This is a genomic window from Ilumatobacter sp., assembly GCF_030065885.1.
Taxonomy (GTDB): Bacteria; Actinomycetota; Acidimicrobiia; order Acidimicrobiales; family Ilumatobacteraceae; genus Ilumatobacter.
In genome coordinates this window covers 1-22,711 of the sequence record NZ_JASJCS010000075.1, presented here as the reverse complement: position 1 = coordinate 22,711, position 22,711 = coordinate 1, and the positions used below count along the sequence as shown (strand labels likewise).

The window sequence follows — 22,711 nt, the reverse complement described above, 5'->3', positions numbered from 1 at the left end:
GGTGACGCGCCAGTAGGCCTCGGCGTCGGCGTTGACGCGGAAGAGCTCGACGTTGCTGCGGTTCGTCAGCCGCGACCTGATGTCGACCAGGGGGCTGATCACGTTGGTCACGCCGCCACCGCGACCCCGTGTCTCGTAGAGCGGATCGGCGTCGGCACCCGGGATGCGCGGACCGATGAAGCCGGCCATCACGGCGATCGCGACCGCCGAGGCCACCGCGGTCGGCAGCAGCATCGAGCCCCGCGATCGGCTCGACGTGAGCTCGACGCGGCGGCTCCGATCGTGCATCGAGCGGAGCGCCACGACCGCGACGAAGCCGGCGGCGATGAGCAGGGCGGTCACGGTGATGCGCAGGCGCGGGCTGCCGAGCGCAGCGATGAAGACGAAGAGCACGCCGCCGGGGACGAGGGCTTCGCCGCGTGCCTCGGCCCGGAACGCGAAGGAGTCGGCCATCACCACGGCGATGATCACGGCGAACCCGGCCAGAACCGCCCACCCGGCGCCGTAGAAGACCGGTGCGACGGCGGTCTGGAACTGATCGCGCACGACGCCGACCTCGAGGTCGATCTCGGTCCACGTCGCTCCACGCGGGACCAGCCACGACATCGTCGGCGAGTAGTGGATCGCGACCAGCAACCACAGGGCGCTGACGCTGACGATCGGGATCGCCAACCAGCCGGTGACGCGCAGCCGTCGGAGTGCGAACGACAACCCGTGGATGAGCAGCACGAGCACCGCCAGGTCGCGGAAGAAGTCCCACCCGCTGAAGACGCGGGCGAAGCCGGCGGCGACAGCGAGCGAGTAGAGCGTCAGCGCCGCCGTCGCGGCGAGATCGCGCTCGAACGACGCGCTCGGCTGTTGCGAGGTCATCGTCGGTCTCCGGTCATACCGGCTCCCCGCTGGTGTGCAGCTCTCGCGTCAGCCCGCGCACGCCGGCCAGGCGCTGCCACCCCTCGCGGAAGGAGTCGATCGACGAGGCGTCGACGGTCAGTGGGCCCGGCGCGGCGCCGGCCGTGAACACCCCGACCCTCGTCAGGGTGGGATCGGTCAGCCTGCCGGTGCGGCGCCAGGCGTCGGTATCGGGCGACGAGCTCACGACGATCACGAGTCCGAGGCCCTCACCGGCGTCGCGTTCGAGGTCGCCGAGCGGTGGGCCGAGGTCGATCGGTGCGAGGACGCGCAGGGCGTGGGCGACCGCATCGGGACCGCGAAGGTCGATCCCGCCGCCGGTCACGAAGCGCGTCGTCAGCCCGGCACGGTCGGCGCTGAGCGCCAGGCTGCCCGCCGCGACGACGGCGCGCTCGAACACGTCGGCCTCCTCGTCGGTGACCGGCGCGGGGTAGGCGTCGCCGTCGCGGTCGAGCACCACGATGCAGCGGCGGACGCCCTGTGCCTCGTGTTGACGCACCTTCAGTTCGTCGGAACGGGCCGAGGCCCGCCAGTGGATGCTGCGTGGTTCGTCGCCGTCGATGTAGTCGCGAAGGCTGTGGAACTCACCTGGCCCGATGCGCTGCGACAGGGCGAGCAGATGGCGTCCGAGCACGCCCGAGCCGAGGGACGGCATGGCCATCTCGTAGGTCTGCGGGGCGACGGTGATCTCGGTGACACCGGTGGCGAGTCGCACGTCGCTCGCGATGCCGAGCAGGTCGCGTCGCTCGACCACGGCCGGCCCGACCTCGAGCACGCCCCGCCGCGACGCGGGCACGCGGTAGCCGGCCGTGACCTGATCACCGGGGCGGAGCGATGCCACGGTCATGTGCGCGGTGTTGCTGGCGCCGACCGGTTCGGTGAGCTCGACCCGGGGGGAGGGCAGCGACCCACGGTTCTCGATCATCAGGTCGACCCGCCCGGTGTCGCCCACGGTCAGCACCGACGGATGTGCCCACCGCACGATCGAGAGCTCGGGCCGGACGAGGCGGACGACGGCGACGGCCAGCAGCACGGTGATGGCCAGCGCAGCGCCGATGACGAACAGCTCGACGATCGCGAACACCCGCCCGATGACGAGCGCAGCGACCGCGCCCGCGGCGATGATCCACCCCTGGCGGGTCGGCATCAGGCCCCCACCCGTCCGCGGGGCAGCGCCCGGTCGACCATGCGCGTCATCCGGCGACCACCCACCGGCTCATCATGGCCCAGGCGGAGCCGGCGCGTGCATCGCCCGGGCGTGTCCGGCTCAGCGTGCGACCGGGACCGGGACTTCGGCGAGCAGCTCGCGTATGGCCTCCTCGGCCGTGGTGCGGGCGTTGCTGCCCGCCTTGAGCAGCAAGCGGTGCGCGAGCGCCGACGGGCCGACGGCCTTGACGTCGTCGGGCGTGGCGTAGTCGCGTCCGCGGGCCGCTGCGTACCCGCGGACCGCAGCGGCGAGTTGCAGCGTGGCGCGGGGTGAGAGCCCGAGCTCGATGGCCGGATGCCGTCGACTCGCCTCGGAGATGTCGACCATGTACGACTTCAGCGCCGCTGCCAGATACACCTCGCGGACGGTCTTGACCATCGTCAGCACGTCCTCGGACGTGACGACGGGCTGCAGGTGGGCGAGCGTGTCGGCCGAACCCTGGTTGTCGAGGATCGCCATCTCGGCGGTTCGGCCGGGATAGCCGAGGGAGATGCGGAGCAGGAAGCGGTCGAGCTGGCTCTCCGGCAGGCGGTACGTGCCCTCCTGCTCGACCGGGTTCTGGGTGGCGATCACCATGAACGGCGCCTCGAGCGGGTGCGTCGTGCCGTCGGCGCTGACCTGGCGCTCCTCCATGGCTTCGAGCAGCGCCGACTGGGTCTTCGGTGATGCGCGGTTGATCTCGTCGGCGAGCACGATGTTGGCGAACAGCGGGCCGCGCTGGAAGCGGAACTGCTCGGTCGAACGCTCGTAGATGCTCACGCCGATCAGGTCGGCCGGCAGCAGGTCGGGTGTGAACTGCACGCGCTTCCAGCTGCACTGGATCGACGCCGCCAGGGCCTTGGCGAGGCTGGTCTTGCCGACGCCCGGCACGTCCTCGATCAAGAGGTGTCCTTCGGCGAGCAGCGCGATGACGGCCATCTCGATGGCGTCGCGCTTGCCGTGGACGACGGTTGCGATGTTCTCGACGATCCCGTCGAAGAAGTTGGCAAACGTCGTCGTGGCCTCGGCTGTGTCCGTCACGGCTGGAAGGGTAGACGGTGCAGCGCTCGGATGCGTGCCGGGCCGGTACCGTGCCCTCGGTGACGAGCGGCTACCTCGCGATCGATCTCGGGCCGAGCCGGCTCGCGGCGGGCATCCTCGACCCCGACGGCGCCGTCGTCGTGCGCGACCGGGTCGCGACGCCCGGCCGCAACGTGTGGCCGGCGACCAAGCAGCTGGTCAGCCGGGTCATGGCCGCCAACCCGACCGACGTCGTGCCGGCGTCGTGCGGCGTCACCTGCCCGGGGCCGATCGAACGGGGCACCGGCGCGATGAAGCCCGTCGGCATGCCGATCTGGCACGACTTCCCGATCCGCAGGGAGCTGCAGCAGCTGACCGAGCTGTCGGTCGAGATCGACACCGCCGGCCGGGGGTTGGCGCTCGCCGAGCTGTGGTGCGGCGAGGCCGCCGAGCGCACGCCGAGCGAGCAGCACTTCGCCACGTTGTCGCTCGGCGATCTCGTCGACGGCGGGCTGGTCGTGAACGGCCGGTTGGCGCAGGGCCTCACGGGCAACCTCGGACAGTTCGGCCACCTGATCGTCGAGCCCGACGGGGTCGAGTGCGAATGCGGCGCGCGCGGCTGCCTGGAGGCCTACGCAGGTGCACGCGGCATCGAATCGAGCACCGGCCGCGAGCTGCGGCGGACGCCGCCGGCGATCGTCGAGCGGACCGGCATCATGACGGCCCGCGCCTGTGCCTCGATCGCGGCGATGCTCGACATCGCCGACATCGTGATCGGGGGCATCGTGCCGTCGGTGTTCGGCGAGCGCTACTTCGACGCGCTCGCGGCCGAGCTCGATCAGCGCTCCCGGCTCACCCACCTCGCCGACCTGAGGGTGCGCAGCGTGGGCGTCCGCCGGATCGGCCCACTGCTCACGGCGGCAGCGATCGCCCGCGCCGCCGACGCGGCGCGCGAGGCCCAGCCCGCCGAACCGGCGCCGTCGCCCGACGCCCAGTAGTGTCGCGTCCATGCAGCCGACCTACTCCGCCGATGCCGAGGCCTACCGTCAGAAGGTGCAGGCCTTCCTGGCCGAGAAGCTCCCGTCGACCTGGGGTGGCATCGGGCAGCTCGACGGCGACGCGCTGACCCAGTTCGTCACCGAGTGGCGCGGCACGTTGTACGAGGCCGGGTACCTGGCGCCCGGCTGGCCCGTCGAGTTCGGCGGCGCCGGGCTCTCGGCGCTCGAGCAGGTCATCCTCGCCGAGGAGTTCGCACGAGCGGGTGTCCCGACCGGTGGACCGAACGACGTGTTCGGCATCCAGATGCTCGGCAACACGCTGCTGCTCCAGGGCACCGACGAGCAGAAGGCGCACTACCTGCCACGCATCCTCTCGGGCGAGGACACGTGGTGCCAGGGATACAGCGAGCCGAACGCCGGGTCCGACCTCTCGAACGTCGGGTTGAAGGCCGACCTCGACGGCGACGAGTGGCTGCTCAACGGTCAGAAGATCTGGACGTCGGCCGGCCACCTCGCCGACCACATCTTCACGTTGGCGCGCACCGATCCCGACGCACCGAAGCACAAGGGCATCTCGTTCCTCCTGGTGGACATGCGCCAGCCGGGCATCGAGGTGCGCCCGATCAAGATGATCTCGGGCGAGAGCGAGTTCAACGAGGTGTTCTACACCGATGCCGTCTGCCCGAAGGAGAACGTCGTCGGCGGCGTCAACGACGGTTGGCGGGTCGCGATGACCCTCCTCGGGTTCGAGCGCGGTGAAGCGGCTGCCACCCAACCGATCCGGTTCCAGGCCGAGGTCGATCGGCTGCTGCTCCTCGCCAAGGAGCGCGGTGTCGCCGACGATCCGGTGGTCCGCCAGAAGCTCGCCTGGGCGTACTCCAAGGTCCAGATCATGCGCTACAGCGGCATGCGGGTGCTGACGCAGTTCCTCCAGGGTCACCACCCCGGCCCCGACGCGGCCATCTCGAAGCTGTACTGGAGCGAGTACCACAAGATCGTCACCGAACTGGCCGTCGACATCTACGGGGCCGAGGGCATGACGATCAGCGGCCGCGAGCCGTCCACCGCGTTCGGTGGTGACGACGCAGGTGCACCCAACACGACCGGGTCGTGGGTCAACACGTTCCTCAACGCCCGCGCCGGCACGATCTACGCCGGCTCGTCGCAGATCCAGCGCAACATCATCGGCGAGATGGTGCTGGGCCTGCCGAAGGAGCCCAGGCCGACGTGATCGGGGTCGGCGCGTGATCCGGGTCGGGCTCGCGGTGCTCCGGCACCCGAGCCTGTGGGCGACCGCGCTCCGTCAGCTGCGGCGAACCGCGGCGCCGGGATGGTGGCGGCGGCCGCCGTTCCTGCCGCTGCCGGCCGGCGACTACCTCCACTTCCGCATGGTGACCCAGTACGGCGAAACCGATCGTCCGCCCGACCCCGACGATGTGCTGGACTACCTGGCGTGGTGCCGGGACTGGGATCGACGCATCGGGCGATGAACGGTGGTTGACGATGCCTCGCGCCCTCGTTCTCAACGCCACCTACGAGCCGCTCAGCGTCGTGTCGTCGCGTCGTGCGGTGTGCCTCGTCATCGACGAGAAGGCTGAGCTGATCGAGCCCGCCGAGGGGGTGATCCGCTCGGAGTCGCTGACCCTGCCGAGCCCGGCAGTGATTCGGCTCCGCTACATGGTCAAGGCGCCGCGGCGCCGGATGGCGGTCGTGTCGCGGCGGGCGGTGTTCGCCCGCGACGAGTACCGCTGCCAGTACTGCGGGAGCCGCGCCGATTCGATCGATCACGTGGTGCCGCGCTCGCGGGGCGGCCACGACGTCTGGGAGAACCTGGCTGCGGCGTGCCGTCCGTGCAACACGGCGAAGCGCGATCGCACCCCGTCCGAGGCCGGGATGCAGCTTCTGCGGCCGTGCCGCGCGCCCCGGACGTCCTCCTGGGTGGTCGTCGGGTCGTCGCTCGTGCCCGACACGTGGAAGCCCTACCTGGCCTGGGCCAGCTGACCCCCGCTGGGCGCGAACGCGGTGCTGCCGCCCGTTGCGCCACCCGCTCGCCGGCCGATGCTGCGTGGTCGGTAGCGTGTCGCGATGCCGGCGCCCGTCGAGATCGTGCACCGCCGCGGCACCGTCGCCGAGCTGCATGCGCTCGATCCGTTCGGCGAGCGGGCGGTCACCGGGCCACAGATCTGGCGCTGTGACCCGATCGACGCGGCTGCCGTGCTGGGCTCGCGTCAGGACGACGACACGCTCAACGCGGACGCCTGCGCACGCGAGGGCCTGAACGTGGTGAGGCGGCGCTCGGGCGGCGGTCTCGTCGTGATGCAGCCCGAGTCGGTGGCGTGGATCGACGTCGTGCTGCCGCACGGGTTGGCACCCGACGATGTGCGCGGGTCGATGGTCTGGGTGGGGGAGGCGTGGGCCGATGCCGTCGCCGACCTCGACCGTGGCACCGAGCGCATCGCGGTGCATCGGGGAGGCATGGTCGACACGCCGTGGTCCGATCTGGTGTGCTTCGCGGGGCTCGGTCCGGGTGAGGTGCTCACCGGCGACCGCAAGCTCGTCGGGCTCAGCCAGCGCCGCACCCGCCGCGGCGTCAGGGTCCAGGCGCTCGTCCACCATGTCTCGCTGGCTGCGCTCACCGCCGGCGTGCTGGCGGGTGACCTGCCGGCCGAACCGCTCGCCGAACCGGCGGTGCGTCCGGGTTGGTCGGCCGCCACGCTGGCGACGCGCTTGGCCGCGAGCGTGGCACGACGCGTCGCCGCCCCGACGATCGTGTCGACCACACCGTCGGCGACACCGCGGACGACACCGTTGTAGTTCGCGCGCTGCGCGCGAATGGCGAATGACCACCCATCGTGAGAAACGTCCTGATCAAGCCACTGTGAGGGGAAGATTGGGGGGGATTGGGGACAAATGGTTGACTTCGGTGAACGCGGAGCGTCATACTGCCTGACCACGGAGAGGTGCCCATTGGCTCTTCGGGACGAGGCAGCAGGTCCAGGGGCTCGAAACTGATCGGAAGGGATGGGCACGGACGTGTTCGTCGGCGAGTACGACCGCAGCGTTGACGGCACCGGCCGCCTCGCCTTGCCGTCGACCTTCCGCTCGCTGCTCGGCGATCGCTGCTACGTGACGTGCGACCCCGACGGCTTCGTGTCGATCACGACGATCGATCACTTCCAGCAGCAGGCCGATCACCTGCTCGAGCAGGTGCAGGCCGGCGAGCAGCCGCGGTCGGCGCTCCGCGCCTTCGGCGTCAACTCGTCGGTCGTGTCGATCGACAAGCAGGGCCGGATCACGCTCGACGAGGAGTCGCGCACGCACGCCGGGATCCGCTCGGGCGGCGAGGCGATCATCGCCGGCGCCATCACCAACCTCGAGGTCTGGCGGCCCTCCCGGTACCACACCGTGCGCAGCGAGGACGACGTCGTCCAGGCGCCGCGCGTCTGGGTCGACGAGGACGACGGGTGAGCGACGACTTCGCTCACGGGACGGGCCGTGAGTTCACCCACGACCCGGTCATGAAGGACGAGATCGTCGACGCGCTGCACGATGTGCCGAGCGGCGTCGTGTTGGACGCCACACTCGGCGGGGGTGGTCACAGCGAGGCGATCCTCGAGGATCGAGAGGACCTGTCGGTGCTCGGCCTCGACCGCGACGGCGACGCGTTGTTCGCTGCCGCGGCACGGCTCGAACGGTTCGGTCACCGGGTGATCACCCGTCGGTGCCGCTTCGATGAGCTCGACACCGCGATGGCAGAGCACGACATCGCCGAGCTCAGCGGCGCGCTGTTCGACCTCGGGGTGTCGTCGCCGCAGCTCGATCGAGCCGACCGTGGGTTCTCGTACCGACACGAGGGACCGCTCGACATGCGGATGGACGCCGATGCGCCGTGGTCCGCCGACGACGTCGTCAACGGCTACCACGCGGACGAGCTGACCCGGATCATCCGCGAGTACGGCGACGAGCGATTCGCCCGGCGCATCGCAGCGGCGATCGTCGCCGCGCGGCCGATCGAGAGCACGACCGAGCTGGCGGCGGTCGTCACCCACGCCATCCCCGCCGCCGCCCGACGCACCGGTGGGCACCCCGCCAAGCGCACGTTCCAGGCGATCCGGATCGAGGTCAACGGCGAGCTCGACGCCCTGCCCCGCGCGCTGGATCGCGCCATCGACGCCCTGGCGGAAGGTGGGCGCCTCGCCGTGCTCGCCTACCACTCGGGCGAGGATCGCATCGTCAAGGACCGCATCCGGGCGGCCGCCACCGGCGGCTGCGCGTGCCCGCCCGAGCTGCCGTGCGTCTGCGGAGCGGTGCAGACCGTCCGCGTCGTGCGGGGTGTGCCGAAACGGCCGAGCGACGCCGAGCAGGCTGCGAATCGCCGGGCCGCCTCGGCCCGACTGCGCGTCGCGGAGAAGATCGCACCGCAGACGAGGGGGGCGAGCTGATGGCGTCGCCGTTGCGCAGCTTCGCGACCGGGCGCCGGAGCCCGGCGCGACCCGACCTGGCCGTCGTGCCGGGGCGCCGCCGCTTCGCCTGGTTCGCCGTGTCGCTCACCGTGCTGGTGACCATCGTGATGATGGGGGCGGTACTGCTCCACACGCGGATCGCCGAGCGGCAGCTCGAGATCGACCGGCTCGAGCGTTCGGTGCGCCAGGCGCAGGAGGAGTTCGACGTGTTGCGTTCGCAGCGCGCCGAGCTCCGTTCGCCGACCCGGCTGGCGGACGAGGCGTCGGCGCTCGGCATGCAGGCCGGCTCGGAGAGCCGGTTCGTGCCGATCGACCCGATGGTCCTCGCCGTCACCATCGCCAGGACCGGCGAGATGCCCATCGACGACGCCATCGTGCCCGGCTCCACTGCGCGGCTCGAACCCCTCGATCAGTTCCGGCTCGTCAAGTCGGTCAGTGCGGAGACGCCGTGAGCCGCCGCACGCCACCGTCACGACCGCTCCGTCGAACCGCACCCCGGATCGAACGCGCCGGGAGCCGTCGGTCGGCGCCACGATCGACCCGCTCCGGCGTTGGCTCGACGACGCGGTCGCGAGGTCGTGGCACCGCGCCGAAGGGCGCAGGCACGCGAGCAGCCGGCCGAGCGACCAGCCGCCCGACGAGTCGCTCGACCGGCAGGGCCGAGGGTAGATCGTCGCAGGCTCGGAGTGCCGGTCGGGGAGCGACCCGTCGACAGGTCAGCCTCCGCCAGACCGCATCGCACGACCGCCGCCACCGCACGAAGGCGAAGCCCGGGGCGAACCGGGGCCCCAAGCGACGGGTCCTCACCGCCCGGCACGGCGCCCAGCGTGCGCACCCCCGGTTCGGCGTCGGTTCCTCGTCGCTCCGCCTCCGCTTGCTGCTGGTGGCGTTGCTGGCGATCCTCGGGACCGTGTTGTTCAAGGTCGGGCGAATCCAGTCGACAGGTGGTGAGGCGCTCCGGGCTGCAGGCGCAGCGCAATGGACGCGCAGCACACCGCTCGCCGCCGATCGTGGAGCGATCTTCGACCGCAACGGCGAAGAGCTCGCGATGTCGGTGCCGGCGTATTCGATCAGCGTCAACCCGAAGCTGATCGTCGACGAGGCCGGCACGGCGCAGACGCTCCAGGCATTGCTCGGCCTCGGCGACGACGAGACCCGCGAGCTCTACGACGAGATGATCCGCAAGGATCGCGGGTTCGTGTACGTGCGGCGCGAGATCGGGGTCGAGACCGGCGAGCAGATCGCCGCGCTCCGGTTGAGCGGTGTCAACGTCGACGCCGAGGACAAGCGGGTCCTCCCCGGTGGCGACACCGGCCGTAGCGTGATCGGTCGCACCGACATCGACGGCAACGGCATCGCCGGCCTCGAGCTGCAGTTCGACGAGCTGCTCACCGGCACGCCCGGCGAGGTGACGCGAGAGGTCGCCCCCGGCAATCGATCGATCGCCGGCACCGAGCAGGTGACGCTGATGCCCGTGCCTGGCGACGACATCGTGCTCACGCTCGACCGTTCGATCCAGTACGCAGCCGAGTACGAGCTCGTACGCCGGACGGAGGAGATCGGCGCCCGCGCCGGCACGATCATCGTGATGGACACCGACACCGGCGACATCTACGCGATGGCGTCGGTCGCCCGCGACGACGAGAGCGGAGCGGTCGAGGTCACCACGGGCAACTTCGCCGCCGTCAGCGCGTACGAGCCCGGGTCGGTCGCCAAGGTCATCACGGTCGCCGCTGGCCTCAACCAGGGGGCCGTGCAGCCGGAGACCACGTTCGTCGTCCCGTGGCGCCGCCAGTACGCCGACGACCTGCTGAAGGACAGTCACGAGCACCCCGACGAGCAGATGACCGTCGAGCAGATCCTGGTGAAGTCGTCCAACATCGGCACGATCGACATCCAGGAATCGCTGGATGCGACCTGGGAGAGCGCGCGCCAGATCCACTGGGAGTACATGCGCCGGTTCGGTCTCGGCGAGAAGACGGCGCTCGACTTCCCCGGCGAGTCGGCGGGCATCCTCAAGCACTGGGAGGACCTCTGGGGCTCGGAGCGGGTGACCGTCGCGTACGGGCAGGGCGTCGCGAGCACCTCGTTGCAGCTCGCCGCGGCGGTCAACACGGTCGCCAACGACGGCACGTATGTCGCGCCCCGACTCGTGGACGGCACGGTCGGCCACGACGGTCAGGTCACCGATGCTGCGCCATCGGAGACGCGCGAGGTCATCACGCCGAGCGTCGCTGCCGAGGTGCAGCACATGATGCGGCAGGTCGTGTGCCGCGGCACGGCGAAGCGCGCCCAGGAGGGCGTCGAGAACTTCAGCATCGCCGGCAAGACGGGGACCGGCCTCAAGGCGCAGCCGAACGGCACCTACTACAACGACGCCGGCCAGTTGAGCTACTACGCGAGCTTCGCCGGGTTCTTCCCGGCCGAGGATCCGCAGGTGACGGTGCTGGTGTCGATCGACGAACCCCCGGCCGGCGACATCAACCGGTTCGGTGGCACCGCCGCCGCCCCGGTGTTCGCGCGGCTGGCGCCGACGATCATGCACGAGCTGAGCATGCAACCGCCCGCGGACACCGCCCCCTGCGAGGCCTCGTGAACGCGATGACGACCTCGCCGTCGGCGCTCGCCGAGGCGGTTCCCGAAGCGCTCCGCCGCGAGACCGTCGACCTCGCGGGCGCTCCACCCGTGGTCGACCTCACGCACGACTCACGGCAGGTCCGGCCCGGCTGGGCGTTCGCCTGCGTGGTCGGCGACACCCTCGACGGTCACGACTTCGCCGAGGGAGCGGTCTCGGCCGGCGCGTCGCTGCTGCTGGTCGAACGCCAGTTGGCCCTCGACGTCGCCCAGATCGTCGTCACCGACGTTCGCGCGGCGATGGGCCACGTCGCAGCAGCCGTGCACGGCGAGCCGGCGACCCGGCTGCGCGTGGTCGGCATCACCGGCACGAACGGCAAGACCACGACGACGCACCTGCTCGGCTCGATCCTGAACGCCGCCGGCCTCGCGGAGCGCCGGCTCGGCACCCTGTCCGGCGCGCGCACGACGCCCGAGGCGCCCGACCTGCAGCGTCGCCTCGCCGGGTTCGTCCGCGAAGGCGTCGACGCCGTCGTCATGGAGGTCTCGTCGCACGCACTGGCCCTGCACCGCGTCGCGGGGACTCGCTTCGAGGTCGCGACGTTCACGAACCTCGGCCGCGACCACCTCGATCTCCACGAGTCGATGGAGGCGTACTTCCGCGCCAAGGCCTCGCTCTTCACCCCCGAGCTCAGCAACAGCGGTGTCACCAACGCCGACGACCCGTACGGGCGGCTGCTGCTCGACGCGGCCGCGATCCCGATGCGGTCGTACGCGAGCGACGACGCCCAGGATGTCGGGGTCAGCGTCGACCACCATCGGTTCCGGTGGCGCGGGCACGACGTCCGCGTGCCGATCGGTGGGCGGTTCAACGTGATGAACTCGCTGGCGGCGCTGGCGACGGCCGATGCCCTCGGCATCGATCCATCGGTGGCGGTGGCCGGGTTGGCCGACTGCCCGCCGGTGCCCGGTCGATTCGAGGTGATCGGCGGGCCGGACGACGACATCTCGGTGGTGGTCGACTACGCCCACACCCCGGACGGCATCGTCGAACTGCTCGGGGCCGCTCGCAACCTCACGGGGACCGGTCGCGTCATCGTCGTCTTCGGGTGCGGCGGGGATCGCGACGCCGACAAGCGCCCACTGATGGGTGCGGCGGCGGCGGAACACGCCGATCTGGTGTTCGCGACGTCCGACAACCCCCGCAACGAGGACCCGATGGCGATCATCGACGCGGCGGTCGAGGGCATCGAGGAGCGGTACCGTGGAGGCCTCGTGATCGAGCCGGACCGAGCCGCGGCCATCGGCGCCGCCGTCGCAACGGCCCGCAAGGGCGATGTGGTGGTCATCGCCGGCAAGGGCCACGAGACCACCCAGACCATCGGCGACGTCGCCCACCCCTTCGACGACCGGGTCGTGGCACGGGCGGCGCTCGCCGACGCCGGTCGGCCGGAGGCCTCGCCGTGATCGCCGTCCTCATCGCTGGTGCGGTCTCGACGCTGGTCTCGCTGTTCGGCACGCGCTTCCTGATCGTCTTCTTCCGCGAGCGCGGCCAGGGCCAGCCGATCCTGGGCAAGGAAGATCACGGCCCCGAGCACCACATGACCAAGCAGGGCACGCCGACGATGGGCGGGCTCGCGATCGTCGGCGCCGCGTTCGTCGGATGGGTCGTGGCGCACGTCCGCGACATCGCGTTCTCCGACCAGGCGATGATCGTCTGGATCGGCATCCTCTCGATGTCGGGGATGGGCTTCCTCGACGACTGGATCAAGATCCGCAAGCACCACAACCGCGGCATCTTCTGGAAGCAGAAGAACTACGTCACGATGCTGATGAGCCTGGCGCTCGCCTGGTGGCTCGTGTCGAGCACCGGCATCGACGAGTCGATCTCGCTCGTCCGGGCCGGCGACCTCGGGCTCGACGTCCCGGCGTTCATCTGGATCGTCTGGGCGGGCGGCATCGTGTGGGCGACCACCAACGCGGTCAACGTGACCGACGGCCTCGACGGGCTGGCCGGCGGCTCGGCCCTGATGGGGTTCGGCGCGTTCATGATCATCGGCTACTGGGCGTTCCGCAATCCCGACGTCTACGACGCAGTCGTCAACCCGCTCGACATGGGCGTGATGGCAGCCGGCTTCGCGGGCGCCTGCCTCGGGTTCCTGTGGTGGAACGCAGCGCCCGCCCGGATCTTCATGGGCGACGTCGGCGCGCTGGGCATCGGCTCGGCGCTCGCGTTCCTGGCCCTGACGCTGAACACCCACCTCCTGCTGATCCTCGTCTGCGGGATCAACGTGATGGAGGCCGGATCGGTCGCCATCCAGATGGGGGTCTTCAAGGCCTCGGGGCGCACGCGGCGCCTGTTCCGCATGTCGCCGATCCATCACCACTTCGAACTGACCGGCTGGCCCGAGACGACCGTGATCATCCGCTTCTGGCTGATCTCGGCGATCTGCGTCGCGAGCGCACTCGCGATCTTCATCGCCGACTACACCCGGGTGGTCGGCTGATGCACGCACTCGTCTACGGGCTCGCGATCACCGGCGCATCGACCGTTCGGGCGCTCCGGTCCCGGGGCTTCGACGTCACCGCCGCCGACGATCACGTCGACCAAGCCCGTACCGATCTGGCGGACGCCCTCGGCGTCGCTCTGCTGCCCGCACCTCGCGACCCGAGGGCGTTCGCCGGCCAATTCGATCTCGTGTCGCCGGCTCCCGGCCTCCCCGAGCGCCATCCGGTGATCATCGCCGCTCGCGAGGCGGGCGTGCCGGTCCACAGCGAGATCGAGCTGGCCTACGAATGGGAACAGGAGCGGCCCGGCGGCCCGCGCCCGATCCTCGCCATCACCGGCACCGACGGCAAGACCACCACGACCGAGCTCACCGTTGCGATCCTGCGGGCGGCCGGCGTGCGCACCGCGTCGCTCGGCAACACCGATGTCCCGCTGGTCGACGGTCTCGACCAGGACCTCGACGCCTACGTGGTCGAGTGCACCAGCTTCCGGCTCGCCTGGACCGAGCGGTTCCGCGCCGACGCGGCCGTCTGGCTCAACCTCGCGCCCGATCACCTCAACTGGCACGACTCGATGGCGTCCTACGAGGCGGCCAAGGCGCGCATCTTCTCGCAGCAGCGGCCCGGCGACGTGGCGATCGGCTTCGTCGACGACCCCGTCGTGAAGCGGCACCTGCGGGCAGCACCCGGTCGCCACCGTACGTTCGGCCGCAGCGGTGCCGACTACCGGCTGGAGGGGCCCGAGCTGGTGGGGCCCGACGGCGTCATCGCACACATCGACGTGATGAAGCGGAGCCTGCCCCACGACGTCACCAACGCACTCGCCGCCGCGGCACTCGTGCTCGAGACGCGCCTCGCGACGCCCGACGCGATCGCCACGGCACTCGCCGAGTTCGAGGCGCCGCCACACCGCCTCGAACCGGTCGGCGCGGCGGCGGGCGTCCGCTGGTTCAACGACTCGAAGGCGACGACGCCGCACGCGGCGGCCACCGCGGTCCGGGCGTTCGAATCGTTGGTGCTGATCGCCGGCGGGAGCCGCAAGGGCGTCGATCTCTCGCCGATGGCGGCCGACGCCGGCCGAGTGCGAGCCGTCGTCGCGATCGGTGAGGCCGCGGCCGACGTCCGTGACGTGTTCGAGCCGTCGGTCCGGGTCGTCGACGCCGCCTCGATGGCCGAGGCCGTCGAGCTCGCCGCGACGCTCGCGCAGCGTGGCGACGCCGTCGTGCTGTCGCCGGGATGCGCGAGCTTCGACTGGTACGGCGGCTACCCCGAGCGGGGCGACGACTTCCGGCGCCTCGTCGCCGATCTGGTCGACAACCACGAGTCCGTCGAGGTCACGCCGTGACCGCGTCATCGAACCAGAGGAGCTCCTCGTGACCACGACACTCCGGCCCTTTGCCGGCTCCGACGTCCGGGCCCGCCGCGAGGCCGCCCTCGACCGCCTGCACGGCGGTGCCGAGCGGCCGAAGGGCCGGCAGGTCGGCCGGCCTCGTCGCACCAAGCCCTCGCGGCGCGCCGTGCAGCGGAAGACGCCGGTCGCCCACGAGCAGCTCGGTCCGGCTCCCGGTGTGTACTACGTGATCCTCGTCACCGTCGCAGTGTTCGTCATGCTCGGGCTGGTCATGGTGCTCTCGGCCACCTCTGCCAACGAGGTCGGCGGCGACGAGTCGCCGTACTCGATCTTCAACCGCCAGCTGCTGTGGGCGGCGCTCGGCTTCGTCGCGATGCTCGTCGCCATGAGGGTGCCGTACCACCGGTGGCGGGCGCTCGTCATCCCGGGCAGCATCCTCGCGGCCGGCGCGATGATGTTGCCGTTCGTTCCCGGCGTCGGCGCCACCATCAACGACGCCAACTCGTGGGTCCGGTTCGGCTCGTACGGCTTCCAGCCGTCCGAGATCCTGAAGCTCGCGGCGATCGGCTTCCTCGCCGACCTGTTCGCCCGACACCAGGAAGAGCTCCACATCCCGAATCGCGGCGTCGTCCCGATGGCGCTCGTCGCGTTCGGGTGCGCCGGCGTGAGCTTCGTCCAGGGCGACCTCGGCTCGGCGATCGTGCTGGCGGCGATCGTGCTCGCCGTCGGCCTCGTCGCCGGCGTGCCGCTTCTCCACGTCGCCGGCGTCGGCGCGGTCGGCGCGGTGGGGGCACTCGTCGCCGTCGTCTCCGACCCGCGGCGCTTCAACCGGCTCGCCGCGTTCCGCGACATCGAGGGCAACAAGGAGCACCTCGCATGGCAGTCGTGGCAGGGCCTCCTGAGCATCGCGAACGGCGGCATGACCGGGTCGGGCATCGGCGGCAGCAACTCGAAGCTCGGCTACCTGCCGCTCGCCCACAGCGACTTCATCTTCGCCGTGATCGCCGACGAGCTCGGCTTCATCGGCTCGGTCGCCGTGGTCGGCGGGTTCGCGTTGCTCGTCTGGTTCGGCATCCAGACGGCGCTCGCCGCCCCCGACCAGTTCGGGTTGATTCTCGCCGGCGGCATCTCGGCGTGGTTCGGCGTCCAGGCCATCGTGAACATGGGTGGCGTCGTCGGCCTGATGCCCGTGACCGGCCTGACGCTGCCGTTCTTCTCGGCCGGGGGCACGTCGCTGTTCATCTCGATGCTCGCGGCCGGCCTCTTGCTGAACGTCGCGAGACGGGCCGTCACGACACCTCGCTCGTCGGGCCGCCGCTCCCTGCGCCCGGCCCGCCGGTGAGCGCAGAGACGTTCGCCGTCGTCACCGGTGGCGGCACCGCCGGCCACGTCCTGCCGGCGCTTGCGGTCGCCGAGGCACTCGTCGCCCTCGGCCGTGATCCATCGACGATCCAGTACATGGGCGCGCGGCGGGGCATCGAGACCCGGCTCCTCCCGGAGACGCCGTTCCCGCACACCTTCCTCGACGTCGTCGGCTTCCAGCGTCGCCTCAGCCGCAGCAACCTCGGGTTCGCACCGAAGATGTGGCGGGCCAGGGCCCGAGCGATCGCGCTGCTGCGCAGCTGGTCGCCCAAGGTCGTGGTCAGCGTCGGGGGCTACGCCAGCATGCCGGCCGTGTTGGCGGCGCGACGCCTCGGCATCCCCGTCGTCGTCGTCAGCTACGACCGGCTGCCCGGCCGGGCGAGCCGAGTGGCGGCTCGGCATGCGGCGGCGTGTGCCGTCGCGTTTCCCGATTCGCAGCTGCCGCGGGCAACACTGACGGGCGCGCCGGTTCGGCAGGCGATCCTCGACGTCGATCGCGTGCGCGACCGCTCGGCGGCGCGTGCCGAGCTCGGGGTTCCCGACGACCGCTTCCTGCTCGCCGTGATGGGCGGTTCGCAGGGCTCCGGTGCGCTGAACGCAGCGGTTGCGACGATGCTCGAACGCTGGGGTGAGGACCGCTCGCTCGCGATCCGGCACGTGGTCGGGGAGCGCTTCGTCGACGGCGCCGCAGCCGCACGTGACGGCTCCGACGGCGTCCTGTACCGACCGATCGGGTACGAGCCGGACATGGCGTCGGTGTACGCGGCCGCCGACCTGCTCGTCGGCAGAGGCGGTGCCAGCACGGTGCACGAGGTCGCCGTCACCGGGACACCCGCCGTGCTCGTGCCGTGGGCCGCGTCGGCCGAGGACCACCAGACGCTGAACGTCTCCTGGCTCGCCGACCGGGGTGCCGCGGTGCGGCTGGCCGAGGCCGACATCGCCGGATTGCCGTCGCTCGTCGACGAGCTGCGGGGCGACGCCGGGCGCCTCGCCGCGCTGGGAGCCGCCGCGCGCGAGATCGGCGAGGTGCATCGCAGCGGCGCCTTGGCCCAACTCGTCGAGTCGGTGGCCCTAGCCTGAGCGATGACGTGATGACCACCCCACCCTCCGCGACCGCCCACCCACCGGCGCCACCCCTCGACCTGTCACGACCGCAACGGCTGCACGTCATCGGCGCGGCTGGTCCCGGCATGAGCGCGATCGCCCTCGCGCTGGCCCAGATGGGCCACAACGTGTCGGGCGTCGACCTGCGCGAACGTCAGGTGCTCGATCGTCTCCGTGCCGCCGGCGTGATCGTGCACATCGGCCATCACCGGTCGCACGTGGTGGGCTGTGACGCCGTCACCGCGTCGACCGCGATCGCGCCCGACCTCAACGAGCTCGACGAGGCGCGCAAGCTCGGTATCGCGACGCTCCCACGGGCCGGGATGCTGGCGTCGATCTGCGCCCAGGCGAAGTCGCTGGCGGTCGCGGGTACGCACGGCAAGACGACCACGACGTCGATGCTGATGCTGATGCTCGCCGAGGCCGAGCTGCGGCCGAGCTTCGTGATCGGCGGCGACGTCCGCGACATGGGCACCGGTGCGCAGTGGACGGGCGGTGAGTGGTTCGTCGTCGAGGCCGACGAGAGCGACGGCACCCACCTCCAGTTGCCGCTGCACGGCACGATCCTCACCAACATCGACGTCGACCACCTCGACCACTACGGCTCGATCGACGAGATCGAGCGGTCGTTCGACCGGTACCTCGCGCAGATCCCGGGGCCGAAGGTGGTGTGCGCCGACAACCGACGAGCGGCCGAGGTGGCCGTGCGCCACGACTGCGTCACCTACGGCATGTCCGAGCAGGCCGACGTGCGCGCCGTCGACGTGGTCGCCGATCACGGATCGCACCGATTCGCGGTCGAGCGCAACGGGGTGCGGCTGGCGACGATCGAGCTCCCACTCCGCGGCGAGCACAACGTCGTCAACGCCACCGGTGCGTTCGCGATGGCCATCGAGATCGGCATCGATCCCCACGTCGCAGCAGGAGCGTTGGCCAAGTTCGGCGGCGTGGCGCGGCGCTTCGACGTGCGGGGTCAGCATGGTGGCGCGACGTTCGTCGACGACTATGCCCATCTCCCGACCGAGATCGACGCCGTCCTGAGGGCGGCACGCGACAGCGGGGACGGTTGGCGACGCGTCGTTGCCGTGTTCCAGCCGAACCGGTACAACCGGATGGCCGAGATGTGGCGCGACTACGCCAACGCCTTCGAGGCGGCCGACCTCGTCGTCATCACCGACATCTACCCCTCCGGAACCCAGCCGATCCCCGGCGTCACGGGCAAGCTGGTCGTCAACGCCGTCCTCGACGAGCATCCGCAGGCCCACGTCGTGTGGCTGCCACGGCGCGACGAGCTCATCGACTACCTCGCCGGCCGTGTCGTCGACGGCGACGTGTGCGTCTCGATGGGGTGCGGCGACATCGCGTCGCTCCCCGACGAGATCCTGGCTGCCAGACGCGGGGCCCTGGCATGAGCACACCGGCCGCCGCGATGCTCGAGCGTGCGTTCGGTGACCGGCTCCGGCGCGACGTGCCGCTCGGGCCGATGACGACGTATCGGGTCGGCGGGCCCGCCGACCACTACCTCGACGTCGCATCGATCGACGATCTCGCGCGGATCGCCGCGGTGCGGGCGGCGACCGGGCTCGACGTGCTCGTCATCGGCCGCGGGTCGAACATGCTCGTGGCCGACGACGGCTTCCCGGGGCTCGCCATCAGCCTGACCGAGCTGGCCGGCGACGTCGAGATCGGCCCGTCCGAGGACGGTGTCCGGATCGTCACCGCCGGGGCAGGGGTGATGCTGCCGAAGCTCGCCCGGCAGCTCGCCGCTGCAGCGGTGACGGGCTTCGAGTGGGCCGTCGGGGTCCCCGGCTCGATCGGCGGCGCGATCCGCATGAACGCGGGCGGCCACGGTTCCGACATGGCCAGCTCGCTGATCGACGTGCGCGTCTTCGATCTGGCCGACGGGACGCTCGCCACCGTGCCGGCCACCGACGTCGGTCTCCGGTTTCGCGCGTCGTCGCTGTCCCCGTCGCAGGTCGTCGTCGACGCTCGCCTCCGCCTCGCCGACGGTGACCGCGAGGAATCCGAGCGCGAGATCGCCGAGATCGTTCGGTGGCGTCGCGAGCACCAGCCCGGCGGCCAGAATTGCGGCTCGGTCTTCGTCAACCCGGTCCCCGGCGAGGTCGCCGCCGGTGCGCTGATCGACGCCCTCGGCCTGCGCGGCTTCCGGATCGGGTCGGCGTACGTCTCCGAGAAGCACGCCAACTTCATCATGGCGAGCGAGGGTGGCACGGCGACCGACGTCCGCGCCGTGATGGAAGCGGTTCGGCAACGCGTCGCCGACGCCACGGGCCATCGGCTGCGCAGCGAGGTCCGCCTGGTCGGCTTCGACGACGCCGACCCGCTGTCGTTCGACGAACCGTCCGGAGGGCGGCCGTGCGCAGCCGGAGGCGCGGCGTGAGCAACTCCCACGACGCCGAACCCGACCAGGCAGCACTCGACGAGTTGATGCGCGCGTTCGCCGACGACGAGGAGGCGTTCGACATCGACGAGATCGTCATCGTCGAACAGGATCCGCTCGTCGACCCACCACCTGCCGTCGACGAACCGCAGCCCGCTTCACCGGACGCACCAACCGGGCGGCGTCCGCGCCGGGCGCCCCACGACCAGCCGGCGACCGTCGGCGGGCGCGCCGATGCCCCCGACCGCGGCGAGGAGGGAGGCGAGGCCGCGGCCGGCCACGGGGGAGGGGGCGACGAGGCCGCCGAGAGCGGCGCCGAACCGCAGACGCCGAGCATCATCCGCATCGACGACTACGCCGGGAGCGAGGAGCTGACGCCCGCCGACGCTGCGCGTGCCGGTGCGTCGACCGTGCCGATCTCGGCCGACGACGCCGCGCCGCCGGGCGCGCCCGAGGCATCGCCCGGCGCGGACGGCGGGCGCGGCATCATCTCGATCGACGACGAGGACCTCCCGGACGCGGTCTACGTCGAGGGGAGCCTCGACCGCGACGGCAGTCGAACGATCGTCTTCATCGAGGACGACGACACCGGCAACACGCTGGCGCCCGAGTCCGAGCGCGACGTCCGCCGCGGCATCGAGCCCCGCCTGCGCGAGCGCCGGCTCGCGGTCAAGCGGGCGCAGGGCCGCAAGCGGCTGCGCTGGTTCGTGCTCGCGGCCGTTCTGCTGTTCGTCGGCGTCGGCGTGCTCGCATTGCTCGGATCGGGCCTCTTCGCGATCCAAGACGACCAGGTCTTCGTGACGCCCACGCGGTACACCGACCAGGCGCAGCTCGACGCCGTGATCGACGACCTGGTGGGGACCCCCGTGCTGCGCGCCGACACCCAGGCGGCCGAGCGCGATCTCGAGGCGATCCCGTGGGTCGACGAAGCGATCGTCCGTACCGATTTCCCGAACGGGGTCACGATCGAGATCCGCGAGCGCGAGGCGATGACCACCTACCAGGGGCCCGACGGCCGGTTCCGCGTGCTCGACCGCGAAGGCCGGGTGCTCGACGTGATCGACGGCTACCCCTTCGCCTACCTGCTGGTCGGTGGCCCCGATCCGGTCGACCTCGACCCTGGCGAGTTCGCACCGCAGGGATACGCGGCGGCGTCCGAGCTTGCCAAGAACCTGACGGGCTCGGTGCGCGTGCCGGGCCGGATCCAGATGATCGAGGTCACCGCTGACGGGTCGCGGCTGTCGATGCACCTCGACGACGGGACCGAGGTCCGCTTCGGCGAGGCGCGCGACTTCCTCGCCAAGCTCGTCCGGCTCGAGACCGTGCTGACCTCGGGCGAGGACCTCGAACCGGGCGTGATCGACATCTCGACGAGCGAGGTGACCCGTTGACGGGTCGCCGATGACGGCGCGGAGCCGACGGCACGCGGTGGCGCGTCACCCACGCCGAACGCGGCGCAGCGGGCTAGCATCACGCCGTCCGGTGGTTCCGGCGTGCCAGGATGGCCCGCGGACAGCCACGCACTGAGGCAACCCATGCATCACCCATCCATCACTCCCGCTTCTCCTGGCCGCCATGTTCGACGGAGGTTCCACTGATGTCCGGCGCACCCCAGAACTATCTCGCCGTGATCAAGGTCGTCGGCGTCGGCGGCGGCGGCGTCAACGCCGTCAACCGCATGATCGACGCCGGTCTCAAGGGTGTCGAGTTCATCGCCGTCAACACCGACGCGCAGGCGCTCCTGATGAGCGACGCCGACGTCAAGCTCGACATCGGTCGTGACCTCACGCGCGGTCTCGGAGCGGGCAGCGACCCCGAGGTCGGTCGCTCGGCCGCCGAAGGCCACGAGGACGAGATCGAGGAGATGGTCAAGGGTGCCGACATGGTGTTCATCACCGCCGGCGAAGGCGGCGGCACGGGCACCGGCGCCGCGCCCGTCATCGCCGAGATCGCCCGCAACGCCGGCGCGCTCAGCATCGGTGTGGTCACCCGCCCGTTCGGCTTCGAAGGGCGGCGGCGTGCGGTGCAGGCCGACAATGGCGTCCAGCGTCTCAAGGAGAAGGTCGACACGCTGATCGTCATCCCGAACGACCGCCTGCTGTCGGTGGCCAACGAGAAGACGAGCGTGCTCAACGCGTTCAAGATGGCCGACGAGGTGCTGCTGCAGGGCGTGTCGGGCATCACCAACCTGATCACCACGCCCGGCCTGATCAACACCGACTTCGCCGACGTCAAGATGGTCTTGTCCAACGCCGGCTCGGCGCTGATGGGCATCGGCCAGGCGAGTGGCGATGATCGTGCCGTGTCGGCGGCCAAGCAGGCGATCTCCAGCCCGCTGCTCGAGTCGGCGATCGACGGGGCACGCGGCATCCTCCTCAACATCACGGGCCCGTCGAGCATGGGCCTGTTCGAGATGAACGCGGCCGCCGAGATCATCCACGGCGTCGCCCACCAGGACGCCAACATCATCTTCGGCACCGTGATCGACGACGAGATGGGCGACGAGGTGAAGGTCACCGTCATCGCGGCCGGCTTCGATCGTCTCGACGGTACGTCCGGCGTCCCGATCGGTGGCGGGGAGGCCCGCCCGGCGACGCGGATCACCGAGCTGTTCGCCGAGCAGGAGCCCGAGCAGATCGACGATGACGACGACGACTTCGACGTCCCGTCGTTCCTCAAGTAGCGGCGACACGCCCACGGCCGTCACGGTCACGCGTGGCGGCGTCGACATCGCCTGTTCCAGCGTCGCCGACGGAGAAAGGGAATGTTTTTTTAAATAAATTTACAGCTTTCTCATCTTGTTCCTTGCTTACAGGTCGAGGAATTTTAAGTTTC

21 protein-coding genes are annotated in these 22,711 nt (G+C 71.0%); 18 read left to right on the top strand and 3 right to left on the bottom strand.

The genetic code is table 11. The features are described 5' to 3' along the window. The 3 genes from QNJ12_RS15610 to QNJ12_RS15600 all read right to left on the bottom strand — a co-directional run. On the bottom strand, positions 1–870 hold an 870-nt coding region (locus QNJ12_RS15610; protein WP_300623926.1), incomplete at its 3' end, for a transglutaminaseTgpA domain-containing protein. A gap of 13 nt (positions 871–883) precedes the next feature. Then, positions 884–2,056, bottom strand: coding sequence for a DUF58 domain-containing protein (locus tag QNJ12_RS15605; protein WP_300623924.1), 1,173 nt, complete (start codon positions 2,054–2,056; stop codon positions 884–886). Between the two features lie 120 nt (positions 2,057–2,176). Beyond that, a complete protein-coding gene (locus QNJ12_RS15600) occupies positions 2,177–3,136 on the bottom strand; it encodes a MoxR family ATPase (RefSeq protein WP_300623922.1) in 960 nt (319 codons plus the stop codon). Between the two features lie 59 nt (positions 3,137–3,195). On the opposite strand from QNJ12_RS15600, the gene QNJ12_RS15595 reads away from it, so the two are divergent. The 18 genes from QNJ12_RS15595 to ftsZ all read left to right on the top strand — a co-directional run bounded on the left by QNJ12_RS15595 (position 3,196) and on the right by ftsZ (position 22,559). Further along, on the top strand, positions 3,196–4,113 hold the full coding sequence (locus QNJ12_RS15595; RefSeq protein WP_300623920.1) for an ROK family protein: 918 nt from the start codon (positions 3,196–3,198) through the stop codon (positions 4,111–4,113). 10 nt (positions 4,114–4,123) lie between these two features. Next, the gene (locus QNJ12_RS15590; protein WP_300623918.1) at positions 4,124–5,344 is read left to right on the top strand and encodes an acyl-CoA dehydrogenase family protein; all 1,221 of its coding nucleotides are present in this window, start codon (positions 4,124–4,126) and stop codon (positions 5,342–5,344) included. 13 nt (positions 5,345–5,357) lie between these two features. Further along, positions 5,358–5,603, top strand: a complete 246-nt coding sequence (locus tag QNJ12_RS15585; protein WP_300623916.1) for a hypothetical protein — start codon at positions 5,358–5,360, stop codon at positions 5,601–5,603. A gap of 13 nt (positions 5,604–5,616) precedes the next feature. Further along, complete coding sequence (locus QNJ12_RS15580; protein WP_300623914.1) at positions 5,617–6,114, top strand: HNH endonuclease; 498 nt, start codon at positions 5,617–5,619, stop codon at positions 6,112–6,114. 84 nt (positions 6,115–6,198) lie between these two features. After that, positions 6,199–6,927: a hypothetical protein gene (locus QNJ12_RS15575; RefSeq protein WP_300623912.1), complete on the top strand. Its 729-nt coding sequence runs from the start codon at positions 6,199–6,201 to the stop codon at positions 6,925–6,927. A gap of 207 nt (positions 6,928–7,134) precedes the next feature. After that, complete coding sequence (locus QNJ12_RS15570; protein WP_300623910.1) at positions 7,135–7,581, top strand: hypothetical protein; 447 nt, start codon at positions 7,135–7,137, stop codon at positions 7,579–7,581. After that, entirely contained in the window at positions 7,578–8,555 is a 978-nt protein-coding gene (gene rsmH / locus QNJ12_RS15565) for a 16S rRNA (cytosine(1402)-N(4))-methyltransferase RsmH (protein ID WP_300623909.1), read from the top strand. The genes QNJ12_RS15570 and rsmH overlap by 4 nt, the downstream gene beginning before the upstream one ends. Continuing rightward, positions 8,555–9,028, top strand: coding sequence for a hypothetical protein (locus QNJ12_RS15560; protein ID WP_300623908.1), 474 nt, complete (start codon positions 8,555–8,557; stop codon positions 9,026–9,028). Before rsmH ends, QNJ12_RS15560 begins: the two co-directional genes overlap by 1 nt. A gap of 431 nt (positions 9,029–9,459) precedes the next feature. Next, positions 9,460–11,172 (top strand): penicillin-binding protein 2, encoded by a 1,713-nt coding sequence (locus QNJ12_RS15555; protein ID WP_300623907.1) that lies wholly within the window; start codon positions 9,460–9,462, stop codon positions 11,170–11,172. Between the two features lie 5 nt (positions 11,173–11,177). Then, positions 11,178–12,617: a UDP-N-acetylmuramoyl-L-alanyl-D-glutamate--2,6-diaminopimelate ligase gene (locus tag QNJ12_RS15550; protein WP_300623906.1), complete on the top strand. Its 1,440-nt coding sequence runs from the start codon at positions 11,178–11,180 to the stop codon at positions 12,615–12,617. Then, positions 12,614–13,657, top strand: coding sequence for a phospho-N-acetylmuramoyl-pentapeptide-transferase (mraY, locus tag QNJ12_RS15545; RefSeq protein WP_300623905.1), 1,044 nt, complete (start codon positions 12,614–12,616; stop codon positions 13,655–13,657). Before QNJ12_RS15550 ends, mraY begins: the two co-directional genes overlap by 4 nt. Then, entirely contained in the window at positions 13,657–15,003 is a 1,347-nt protein-coding gene (murD, locus tag QNJ12_RS15540) for a UDP-N-acetylmuramoyl-L-alanine--D-glutamate ligase (RefSeq protein ID WP_300623904.1), read from the top strand. Before mraY ends, murD begins: the two co-directional genes overlap by 1 nt. 28 nt (positions 15,004–15,031) lie before the next feature. After that, on the top strand, positions 15,032–16,351 hold the full coding sequence (locus tag QNJ12_RS15535; RefSeq protein WP_300623902.1) for an FtsW/RodA/SpoVE family cell cycle protein: 1,320 nt from the start codon (positions 15,032–15,034) through the stop codon (positions 16,349–16,351). Further along, positions 16,348–17,451, top strand: coding sequence for a glycosyltransferase (locus tag QNJ12_RS15530; protein ID WP_300623900.1), 1,104 nt, complete (start codon positions 16,348–16,350; stop codon positions 17,449–17,451). The genes QNJ12_RS15535 and QNJ12_RS15530 overlap by 4 nt, the downstream gene beginning before the upstream one ends. 11 nt (positions 17,452–17,462) lie before the next feature. Further along, positions 17,463–18,887 (top strand): UDP-N-acetylmuramate--L-alanine ligase, encoded by a 1,425-nt coding sequence (gene murC / locus QNJ12_RS15525; protein ID WP_300623898.1) that lies wholly within the window; start codon positions 17,463–17,465, stop codon positions 18,885–18,887. Then, a complete protein-coding gene (gene murB, locus QNJ12_RS15520; protein ID WP_300623896.1) occupies positions 18,884–19,876 on the top strand; it encodes a UDP-N-acetylmuramate dehydrogenase in 993 nt (330 codons plus the stop codon). The genes murC and murB overlap by 4 nt, the downstream gene beginning before the upstream one ends. After that, a complete protein-coding gene (locus QNJ12_RS15515; RefSeq protein WP_300623894.1) occupies positions 19,873–21,267 on the top strand; it encodes an FtsQ-type POTRA domain-containing protein in 1,395 nt (464 codons plus the stop codon). The genes murB and QNJ12_RS15515 overlap by 4 nt, the downstream gene beginning before the upstream one ends. A gap of 206 nt (positions 21,268–21,473) precedes the next feature. Next, positions 21,474–22,559 (top strand): cell division protein FtsZ, encoded by a 1,086-nt coding sequence (gene ftsZ / locus QNJ12_RS15510; RefSeq protein WP_300623892.1) that lies wholly within the window; start codon positions 21,474–21,476, stop codon positions 22,557–22,559. Positions 22,560–22,711: the final 152 nt, after the last annotated feature.